The organism is Neorhizobium puerariae (assembly GCF_042429745.1).
Taxonomy (GTDB): domain Bacteria; phylum Pseudomonadota; class Alphaproteobacteria; order Rhizobiales; family Rhizobiaceae; genus Neorhizobium; species Neorhizobium puerariae.
This window is the reverse complement of sequence record NZ_JBHMAA010000061.1, coordinates 1-9,944: the sequence shown is the minus strand read 5'-3', so window position 1 is coordinate 9,944 and position 9,944 is coordinate 1. Positions and strand designations below refer to the sequence as shown.

10 protein-coding genes and 1 pseudogene are annotated in these 9,944 nt (G+C 55.3%); all 11 read right to left on the bottom strand.

All coding sequences use genetic code 11. From position 1 onward, the window contains the following. Positions 1-382 precede the first annotated feature (382 nt). Entirely contained in the window at positions 383-1,909 is a 1,527-nt protein-coding gene (locus ACFFP0_RS30915; protein ID WP_377266071.1) for a tripartite tricarboxylate transporter permease, read from the bottom strand. Continuing rightward, positions 1,909-2,424, bottom strand: a complete 516-nt coding sequence (locus ACFFP0_RS30910) for a tripartite tricarboxylate transporter TctB family protein (RefSeq protein WP_377266070.1) — start codon at positions 2,422-2,424, stop codon at positions 1,909-1,911. The genes ACFFP0_RS30915 and ACFFP0_RS30910 overlap by 1 nt, the downstream gene beginning before the upstream one ends. A 6-nt stretch (positions 2,425-2,430) precedes the next feature. Continuing rightward, positions 2,431-3,408, bottom strand: coding sequence for a tripartite tricarboxylate transporter substrate binding protein (locus ACFFP0_RS30905; RefSeq protein WP_377266069.1), 978 nt, complete (start codon positions 3,406-3,408; stop codon positions 2,431-2,433). Between the two features lie 41 nt (positions 3,409-3,449). Further along, positions 3,450-3,980 (bottom strand): gamma carbonic anhydrase family protein, encoded by a 531-nt coding sequence (locus tag ACFFP0_RS30900; RefSeq protein ID WP_377266068.1) that lies wholly within the window; start codon positions 3,978-3,980, stop codon positions 3,450-3,452. Between the two features lie 109 nt (positions 3,981-4,089). Further along, on the bottom strand, positions 4,090-5,007 hold the full coding sequence (locus ACFFP0_RS30895; RefSeq protein ID WP_377266067.1) for an SMP-30/gluconolactonase/LRE family protein: 918 nt from the start codon (positions 5,005-5,007) through the stop codon (positions 4,090-4,092). Positions 5,008-5,064: 57 nt separating this feature from the next. Continuing rightward, positions 5,065-6,093: an ABC transporter substrate-binding protein gene (locus ACFFP0_RS30890; protein ID WP_377266066.1), complete on the bottom strand. Its 1,029-nt coding sequence runs from the start codon at positions 6,091-6,093 to the stop codon at positions 5,065-5,067. A gap of 23 nt (positions 6,094-6,116) precedes the next feature. After that, positions 6,117-6,896 carry an ABC transporter permease gene (locus ACFFP0_RS30885; RefSeq protein ID WP_377266072.1) on the bottom strand — a complete coding sequence of 260 codons (780 nt, stop codon included), beginning with the start codon at positions 6,894-6,896 and terminating at the stop codon, positions 6,117-6,119. 49 nt (positions 6,897-6,945) lie between these two features. Then, a complete protein-coding gene (locus tag ACFFP0_RS30880) occupies positions 6,946-7,734 on the bottom strand; it encodes an ABC transporter ATP-binding protein (RefSeq protein ID WP_377266065.1) in 789 nt (262 codons plus the stop codon). An 88-nt stretch (positions 7,735-7,822) separates the two neighbouring features. After that, a complete protein-coding gene (locus ACFFP0_RS30875; RefSeq protein WP_377266064.1) occupies positions 7,823-9,067 on the bottom strand; it encodes a CaiB/BaiF CoA transferase family protein in 1,245 nt (414 codons plus the stop codon). Between the two features lie 283 nt (positions 9,068-9,350). Further along, positions 9,351-9,611, bottom strand: coding sequence for a LysR substrate-binding domain-containing protein (locus ACFFP0_RS30870; RefSeq protein WP_377266063.1), 261 nt, complete (start codon positions 9,609-9,611; stop codon positions 9,351-9,353). Then, a pseudogene (locus ACFFP0_RS30865) lies at positions 9,604-9,944 on the bottom strand (hypothetical protein); the annotation flags it as partial. The gene ACFFP0_RS30870 and the pseudogene ACFFP0_RS30865, both read right to left, overlap by 8 nt.

The window sequence follows — 9,944 nt, the reverse complement described above, 5'->3', positions numbered from 1 at the left end:
CCATCACCCGCACTTGGCCTACCCTCTGCAACCCCGGCCAGCGCCGGGCAGGCCAAGCGCTGATCGTCTACAGGGGGGTGAATATTGGACGCCGATAAGGCGTCAACATTCCGCGCCGATTGACAACATGCAGGGAATTTGGGGGGCTGGACAGCAATCACTTCATTTAAAGCGAGTCCGCCCGGAATCTAGACCCGTCACGCTGGGGTCCGCGCTGCCGTCAGTCCAATCGGACCATTACGTCACACGCTACGGAGGAAAGTCTGTCTGCAAGACCTCTCGAAAGCTATTGGGCATGACAACGAACTACTCAAAAAATAGGTCAGCAAGCCCTTGGACTTGCCGACCTGTTGATAACCGGTCTTAAGTCACGTGGGAAATGTCAGGCGTCCGTTACCTGGCAATTTCCGCCGCTGCGTTTGCGAAGGAGGGCGAATACTCTCGTCACCGCCGGAGCTGCGATGATGACTAGCGCCAGACAAATGAATGTCGACGATATCCAACCATGAAAGAATATAGAGGGATCGCCATGGCTCAGTGCCATCGACCGGCGGAACTCTTGCTCCGCGATCGGCCCAAGTATGAGCCCGATGATCACCGGCGCGACAGGGAAGTCGAAGATCCGCATCGCCAAACCAAGGGCTCCAATCGCGTATAGAAGAACCAGGTCCTCTACCGACCGCGTGATGCCATAGGTTCCGACGGTCGCCATGATCAGGATTCCGGCATAAAGCAGAGGCGGCGGCACCTTCAGTAGCTTGATCCAGAGACCGACGAGCGGCAGATTCAGCACCAGCAACATCCCGTTGGCGATGTAGAGGCTCGCAATGACCGACCATACGAGATCAGGTTGGGATTCGAACAAGAGCGGACCCGGGGTGATCCCGTAACTCTGAAAGGCCGACAGCATAATGGCAGCGGCCACAGATGTGGGAATCCCCAAAGTCAGCAAAGGTACAAGCACCCCTGCGGTCGACGCATTATTCGCAGCCTCAGGTCCGGCCACGCCTTCGATGGCACCTTTTCCAAACTCCTCCGGATGCCGCGAGAGCTTTTTCTCCGTGAAGTACGACAGGAAGGTCGGAATTTCCGCGCCGCCCGCAGGTATTGCGCCAATTGGAAAGCCGATCGCGGTCCCGCGCAGCCAGGGCTTCCAGGAACGCTTCCAGTCCTCTTTCGTCATCCACAGTTGTCCATCCACCTTCTCGACCATGCCGGCCTCGACGCCCCACCGCGCGAGTTGGTAGACGGCTTCACCGATAGCGAAAAGACCAACGGCGACCAGCACCATATCGATGCCATCAGAGAGATTGAGGAAGCCGAATGTCAGCCTCGGCTGGCCGGTTTGATTGTCGATACCAATGAGCCCGAGCCAAAGCCCAAATAGGAGTGCTGTAGTTCCCCTAAGAACGGATGACCCCATCAATGACGAGACGGCCGCGAACGACAGCAGTAACAGGCCGCAGAATTCCGGTGGTCCGAACTGCAGCGCGGCTTCCGCTACGATGGGACTCAGTATCGTGAGCGCGAGCGTGCCAATTGTACCCGCAACGAACGATCCTATCGCGGCGGTCGACAGCGCGGCGGCCGCGCGCCCGCTACGCGCCATCTGGTAACCTTCAAGCGCGGTGACCATCGTGGCACTTTCGCCAGGAGTATTGAGGAGGATCGAGGTCGTGGATCCGCCATACATCGCGCCGTAATAGATGCCCGCGAACAGAATAAAGGCTGCGGAAGGCTCCACACTGTATGTTATCGGCAGAAGTAGCGCGAGCGTCAGTCCCGGCCCTATCCCGGGTAGCACACCGACCGCCGTTCCAAGGAAAGTCCCTGTGAACGCCCAGAGCAAGTTCATCGGCTGGAGTGCCGTCGCGAATCCTCCGAGCAGGAGCTCGTATGTGTTCGACATTATTCTATTCCTCCCCAGCCGCCTACGATCCCAAACACGCCAAGGCCGATATTCACGCCCAAAACGAGTCGAAAGGGGAAGTAGACGAGTGCTGCGAAAAGCCCGCCAATAATCGCGTTTCTTGTTAGCCGTTGGTCACCGAAGGCACGGGCCACAAGCGGAAACATGGCGGCGGAAGACAGGATGAACCCGATCGGCGCAATGAGCACGAGATTTGCCGCAAGACCGCCAAAGAACCACCAGAGAGACGATCGGCATGCCAACCAATCCAGGCGTTCAGAGACGGCGACTTCGAACTGCCCGCGCAACGATGCCCAGACAAGGCAGACACCGCAGATAAACAGGCCCGTCGTGACCAGCAACGGAAAAGTTCTGGGACCGACTGGTCCCCCGAAAACCGAAACGGGAATCTGTGCAATTCCGTAGAAACTGATGGCGCTTAGAACCAGCACTCCGATCCCGAATAGAAGGGGACCGGGGCGCTGAAGATATGAGCGCTCCGATCTTTCCGTCATCAGCGCTTATCCTTTCGAGAAGCCGAGTGTCTTCATGATCTCGGTGATTGCCTGGACTTCCTTCTTCACCTGCGGACCGAATTCCGATGCCGGCATATAGAGGTCGACCCACTTGCGAGTCTGCATCTCCTTCTTCCACTCTTCGCTTTTCACCATGGTCGCGATCACACTTTCCAACTTTTGGCGGTCAGCGTCAGAGACACCGGGAGGTGCGAACAATCCACGCCAGTTGTAAAGAACAACGTCGTGACCCTGCTCCTTGAAGGTGGGCACATCTATGCCGGGAAGCTTCGCTTCGGCGGAGATGGCCAGCGCACGCAATCTTCCCGCTTGAACCTGCCCTTCGAACTCGCTCCAGTTGCTGATCCCTGCTTGAACGTGATTGCCGAGAAGGGCAGTCTGAGCCTGGCCACCACCGTCGTATGCGATCCAGTTCAATTGGAGTGGATCGATCCCCGCTGTTTTAGCAAGTAGTCCCAACGTAATGTGGTCCGAACCGCCCGGCGTGCCGCCGGTGACGGATACCTTCGATGGATCGCGCTTCAAGGCCTCGACGAAATCGTTGAGCGTCTTGAACGGAGAATTAGCGGGTACGACGAGAACGTGGGCTTCACCCGAGATCCGGGCCAACGGCGTTGCCTCGGCAATCGAGTTCGGTGCCTGGTTCGTGATCGCCGCGCTCACAATGGTAAAGCCGGTGACCATCATCGTGTCGCCCTGCCCCTTCTGAGCAAGGAACTGCGGAAGAGCAACCGTGCCGCCAGCGCCGGGAATGTTTTCCACCTGGATTGATCTAACTTGGCCGGTCGATCGGAGGACCTTGTCGATCGTTCTTCCTGTCAGATCCCAACCGCCACCAGCGGAGGCGGGTACAATAAGCTTGAGTCGCCCGATTTCCGCCGTCGTGCCGGCTGTCGGCAGCGCGACAAGCGCAAAAGCAAGTGCGGCTACAAACGTAGCTTTGATGAAGTTGCGTTTTTCCATGTCATTCTCCTCCCAGGTTAAACATGACTAGAAATTTGGAGTTACTCGACGGGCTGCAGTCCTCCTGCAAAGCGCCGATATCGCTCTTGGTAAGATTTCGCGGAACGGCGAATGCCTTCAATCGCGGCTTCGTCGAGTTCCCGGACTACTTTCGCTGGCGTACCAACGATCAAAGAATTCGGCGGAAAGATCTTGCCCTCAGTGACGAGCGCGTTCGCTCCAACCAGGCAATTGTCGCCCAGCACGACCCCGTTCAGGATCGTAGCACCCATGCCGATCAGGCAGTTGTCTCCGATCTTGCACCCGTGGACGATAGCATGATGGCCGATGGTGCAGCCTTTTCCGATGGTCAGCGGATAGCCGGGATCTACATGCCCGGTGACGCCTTCTTGGATATTCGTTCCCGCGCCAATCGTTATCGGCTCATCATCTCCCCTGAGTACTGCGCCGAACCAGATGCTAACATCTTCTTCGATTGTCACGTTTCCAATGACTGTGCAGTTGGGAGCCAGCCAAATTTGGTCGGAGGCGGATACGGTCGGACTTAAAGTGTCCAAACGATATAGGGCCATTGTCTACTCCTATCGATCGACGTTTCCATCACGCCATGCATGCCAGTTCAAAGTTGCTCAGGATCAGCGCCGCTAGAAAACAATCCTACTGCAGCCTCATAGCGTTCCCTTATGAACGTGGGAGTCTTATCCCCGCGACCTGCATGTCAGCGCGAAGTATCGATCCGGACGCGGATTCCGTGATAAAGAGCTGACGATTATGGTCGCCACCAAAGGCAACGTTCGTGCATGTTTTTCCCGTGCAGCTTTCCACGCGCGAAATGCATTCGCCGTTTTCGGCGAAGACAAAGACCTGACCCAACGAAGCATGGGCAACGATCAGTTGGCCCTCTTCGTTCATTGCTAGTCCATCTGGCCCGCTTGTGCCAAACAGAGAGCAGAACCGGCCGACTTTCGACACTGAGCCGTCACGCAAAAGTGGAGCGCGCCAAACGGAATTGTCGCGCGTCATTGCAACAAATAAGACGCGCTCGTCTGGGCTTAAAACCAAGCCATTCGGGCTAGGCAAGTTGCTCATCAGACAATCCAGACGTCCATCGCGACAAAGGCGAAACACGCGACCGGACGGGTCATGCAAACCCGTCTGCCCCTGATCGGTGAAATAGATGTCGCCATTGGATGCAACAGCCAGATCGTTGAGACCCTTGAAACCCTCCGAATTACGATGTGCTAAAACGGGAGACATTGCCCCAGTTTCAGGATCGAGCTCCAGAAGTCCCTTTCGATAGTCGGTGACGAGAATTCGCCCGTCTTGTTGGAACTTGAGACCATTCGGTTGGCCGTCGTACTCGACCAACAGACTCCAATTCCGGTCCGGAGCTATCCGAAAGATTCGACCGTGAGGTATGTCTACGACGTATAAATTTCCCTCTGCATCAAACGCTGGCCCCTCTATGAAGCAATCCACAGCGATGCCCTGTTTGTTCGCGTCTGACCAACTTGAACGCACGCCTGTTTTCCGGAACTTATCCGGCACAGTTGTGAAAACCTCAGAGTTGATCACAGTTGGGAAATTTGAGAAAAACATACCCGTACCCCATGTGTTGCATCGGTGGCCCGTGACCACCGACGCTTCGACGATTTCCTACTTCAGCCGCTTTGCTGCTTCGTCTGCGAACTTATTCGTGTAGGTTTCGCTGAGGTCGATCTTGGCGCTTTTGACGTCGTCAGAGTAAGCGCTGACAATACCGTAGGGTATTTTTACGCTATCCGGGATCGTCAAACCATCGGTCGAAAACATAGGCTTCGACGCTTCCATGATGGCGATATTGAGATCCCTCTGGCCTGGCAATTTCCAGGTGTCAGGCAACGCATCGACGATGTCAGCGGCGGGCTTTTTATGGATCTCGTGCAAGGTCTCGACAAAAGCGTCTACGACCCTCTGGACGGTCTCCGGGTTTGCCTCGATAAAATCCTTTGTCGCATAGACGCATGCAAAAGGAGAGATGGGTCCGCCAAACGCCTTCGTGTTCCCTTCAGGAGTCCGCGCATCGAAGAGGACTTTCACCGCCTTTTTCTGCTGCAGAATTGTAGCTACAGGATCCCAGTAAATGAGGGCGTCGATATTGCCCTGCTCCAGGGCGACCATCCCCGGCGTCCCGCTCCCAACGGCAATAATCTGGACGTCCGTCGGCCGGAGTCCATTGCGTTGCAAATAATATCGCACCGCCATGTCTGCGCTTGAGCCTGGAGTCGTGATCCCGATCTTAAGACCCTTGAGGTCGGCGCCGGAATTAACCTTGTCGGCCAGACTGGCGCGAACGGCCAAGGAATTTCCCGGCAAGGTGTTGAGCTGGACGACGCACTCGATGTTTTTACCCTTGGATTGCATCTGGATTGTGTGATCGTACGCACCAACAACAACGTCAACCGACCCACCGATCAAAGCCTGAAGAGCCTTGGACCCACCCGCTTTGAAGTTCTCGATAGTCACATCGAGTCCCTGTTTTTTAAAGGCCCCGTTGGCATCAGCCAGTCCGACGGGCATATAGTTCATGATGACTGATCCGACTCCGAGCGTAATCGCCTTCTTTTCGGGTTCGGCAGCATGCACGGTTGATAGCGATGCGGCGATGTAGGCCACGCCCACCAGCATAGACAGATCGAATTTCATTTTTTCTCCTCCTCAGTAATCGATTAGTTGTCGTGTTCTGCGTGTGGCGTCGGTCTCCAAACTAAGAGGCGCTTTTCAAGCCGGTCGACGAGTGCATCGAGGATGACTACGAAAAGGGAGAGAATAACCAGGCCAGCAAACACACCTGTCGCGTCCATAACGCCTTCAGCTTGGCCGATACGGTTACCGAGGCCGTAGGAAGATCCGAGGTATTCGGCGACAACGGCGCCGAGTACTGCCATGCCTACTGAGACGCGCAGCGACGACAGAATGAAGCTTGTTGCGGATGGGAGATAAACGTGCCGTAACAGCGCAATCTTGCTTGCTTTGAGCAGCCGCGCATTGGCCAGGACAACCGGGTTTACCTCACGCACACCTTGGTAGGTGTTGAAGAACGCAATGAACAACACGATCATCACACCCAATGCAACTTTCGAGGCCAAACCAATTCCGAACCAAATCGTAAAAATTGGAGCCAGCAAGACGCGTGGTATCGCATTGAAGACCTTGATGAAGGGCTGAAAGATGTCGGATGCGAACTTCGACAAGCCGAGCCACACACCTAGGACGGTACCTGCGGTTATGCCAATCACGAAAGAAAGCACAGTTTCCAGTAGCGTGATTCCCAGGTCGGTCCAGAGTTCTCTGGTTTGCACCCATTCCCAGACACGCAGAACGATCGCACTCGGCGCCGGGAAGAAAAAAGGATCCAGGACGTGTTTGTGGACACCCAGTTCCCACAGCCCGAGAAACCCTACGAGGATGGAGACTTGTGCCAGGGACACTTTCAACCGATAGGGCAACTTCACGCTATGTCGAGCGGAAGACTCTAATTTCCTGGAAGTCGTCGTATCACTGATTGACATAGCTCTTCTCCACTTCCTTGCCGAGCATGTCCCAGATTCGGCGATACAGGCTGACAAATTCATCCGTCGTTGCTAGTTGGGAGACATCTCGTGGACGTGGCAGATTGATTTCAACCTCGCCTACCATGCGGCTTCCTGGGCCGGCGGACATGACAACGACTCGATCTGCAAGAACGATTGCCTCTTCAAGATCGTGGGTAATGAAGATCAGCGAGCGTTTGTCCGCTTGCCAAAGATCGAGCAAGATTCGGTGCATCAAACGGCGGGTATGGACGTCCAACGCAGAAAACGGCTCATCCATCAAAACAATTTGGGGTTCCATTATAAGCGTTTGAGCCATAGCAATACGCTTACGCTGTCCCCCAGAGAGTTGATGGGGATAACGCTTTTCAAAGCCCTTGAGCCCAACTTTGGCCATCCACTCGCGGGCACGTAATCTGGCTTCATCTTTGGACAAGCCTTGAAAGACCAGTCCAAGCCCGACGTTGTCCTCAGCCGTCTTCCAGGGAAGAATAGCTTCCTGCTGAAGCATGTAGCCGCTGCGAGAGTTCAGCCCTTTGAGCCTTTCCCCAAAAATCTCCACATCCCCATGGGCAGCCTTGAGAAGACCTGTGACCACGTTGAGGATCGTCGATTTTCCACAGCCGGTCGGCCCCACCACTGCAACGAATTCGGCCTTTTTTACCTCAAGGTTCATTTCCGCGACGGCGGTAAAAGAACCAAACCGCACTGCCACGTTTCTAAGCTCTACAGCAGGAGCTGTCTGGATCGACATAGGTTCCTCTTCCCTACTTCTATACGTCACGATCCCTCGTGACCCTCTTCCCTAATTGGACGTGCTTCACTAAACGCGTTTCAGCACCTCAAGCGAGTTTTCGGATCTGTTGGTCTTCTGCGGATGCTCCATCTGCACCCACTGCGTTTTCGACAAGCAAAGTTGCAATGTCCGCATCGGAATAGCCGAGCTCGCGGAGCACCTGCGTGCTGTGTTCGCCACTACGAGGGACATCGAGTCTCAGACCTAAGCGCTCGCCGTTAAAGTCGATTGGAAGCGTCGGCACTTTCGTGCAAGTTCCGTTTGGCAGCACAACATCGACCGTGCCGCCAGGCTGACTGACGTGCGGATCGTCGAAGAGGTCTTGCGGTTTAGCAATGGGAGCGAAGGGCAGTCCTATCTCTTCACATCGGGCAAGTGCATCCTTCAATGTCATCTTGGCAAAGATCGCCTTGATGTCCGGCATGAATTCGCTTCGGTGGAGAACCCGGCTGGCGTTTGTCTGCAGATCCGGATTTGCATGGAATTTCTCCAGACCGAACGACTTACAGAACGCCGCCCATTGTGTGTCACTCACGACACCGACGAAGATCTGTTCTCCATCCCCGGTATCGAAAAGATCGTATACCGCCCAAGCCGAAATTCGCTCGGGAAGGGGCGCCGCCGGTTTACCCGTCACCGCGAGTTGCAGCATGTGTTGCGCGACGAGAAACACATTGTTTTCAAAGAGCGCGCTTCGGACTAGTTGTCCTTTCCCTGTCTTCGTTCTCTCTTGAATTGAAGCAAGGATCGCAATCGCAGCAAACATGCCGCCCATGATATCGTTGACAGACGCGCCGGCTCGAAGAGGGCGTCCTGTTGGACCCGTCATGTAAGCCAGCCCGCCCATCATCTGAACGACCTCGTCCAGTGCCGCACGATGTTCGTACGGGCCAGAGAGGAAGCCCTTCAGCGAGCAATAAATCAGGGCGGGGTTTGAGCTGCTCAAGCGGTCATAGCCAAACCCCAGCTTTTCAAGCGCCCCAGGACGAAAGTTTTCGATAAGCACATCGGCGCCATCGATGAGCTTCTCAGCAACTTCGTGCCCGGCCTTCGACTTCAGGTCGAGTACCAAGCTACGCTTGTTGCGGTTGAAGGTTGGGAAGAAGCCCGCGCCGGAACCGTTCAAGCGACGCGTATTGTCCCCATGGGGAAAGGGTTCGATCTTGATCACATCAGCGCCAAGATCCGCGAGAATCATCCCGCAGCTTGGCCCCATGATCATGTGTGAAAATTCGACAACCTTTACTCCCGTGAGCGGCAGGCTTTCACTGTTGCGAAACGTCTGGTTCAACGGTTCCTCCAATTTCTGTACAGCAGAATAGATTTCTGTTTGGCAAAAAAATCGCTGTCTTTGATGTGAGTGTCAAGTAAAATACATGCTGCGCCGCACCATCCGGCGGGAGAACCGAAAATTGCCGGTGGCGATTATTGGGGAGACTCAATCGGTTAAGCTCGGAAACGAGCTCGACAGTCCGCGCGGCTGGATCTATCTCATCAAGGATATGTTAGAGAATGGCGACCGGTCCATGCGGCCCAACTCGCATCACGAAGCCGGCAGGCAACTTCGGCCTCTCTTATTTTTGAAGCGCCTCAAGGATCGCCCGTATGAGCCGAACAGGTGCACCGCGACGGGGTCTGATTAGGCCGATCTCTCGGTGCGGAGCTCCGCTCAAGGGTAATCTTGCCACGCGCAAATGCTCAAAAATTACTGAATTCCAGTCGGGCATCACCGACACGCCCAAGCCCGCATCCACCATAACCACAATGGCCTCAAGTGAATCCAGCTCAAGCCATTCCCTCGGACTTATTCCGAGTTTCTGGATATAGCTATCCACCAGCCTCCCGCCCCAATTGCTCCGGTCGTAGCGGATAAAGGCTGCTCCTGCAGAAGCCTGCCGACGGGGCGATCGGACACTCTATGGGCGCGAGCAGAACAAACCGTTCGGAGCGGACCTTGTGCCATTCCAAAGTCTTTGGAATGTCGAACGGCGGCTTAACAAGAATTGCCGCATCGATCCTTTCATCGACCACCCCTTGGTAAATGTCAGGCGAAGTGAGAAACTGACCCCCTGACGAAATGAAGAACTGCGCCCTCGTTTCCCAACGAGGAGAGATGGATGACGAGGTTGGTTTCAGCGCATCCTGCATTGTCGCGAACGATGCAGGGC

Excerpts from the sequence above, each read along its gene's own strand:
- ACFFP0_RS30910 (WP_377266070.1), bottom strand. The coding sequence starts at position 2,424 with ATGACGGAAAGATCGGAGCGCTCATATCTTCAGCGCCCCGGTCCCCTT.
- ACFFP0_RS30905 (WP_377266069.1), bottom strand. The coding sequence starts at position 3,408 with ATGGAAAAACGCAACTTCATCAAAGCTACGTTTGTAGCCGCACTTGCT.
- ACFFP0_RS30890 (WP_377266066.1), bottom strand. The coding sequence starts at position 6,093 with ATGAAATTCGATCTGTCTATGCTGGTGGGCGTGGCCTACATCGCCGCA.
- ACFFP0_RS30900 (WP_377266068.1), bottom strand. The coding sequence starts at position 3,980 with ATGGCCCTATATCGTTTGGACACTTTAAGTCCGACCGTATCCGCCTCC.
- ACFFP0_RS30895 (WP_377266067.1), bottom strand. The coding sequence starts at position 5,007 with ATGTTTTTCTCAAATTTCCCAACTGTGATCAACTCTGAGGTTTTCACA.
- ACFFP0_RS30915 (WP_377266071.1), bottom strand. The coding sequence starts at position 1,909 with ATGTCGAACACATACGAGCTCCTGCTCGGAGGATTCGCGACGGCACTC.
- ACFFP0_RS30880 (WP_377266065.1), bottom strand. The coding sequence starts at position 7,734 with ATGTCGATCCAGACAGCTCCTGCTGTAGAGCTTAGAAACGTGGCAGTG.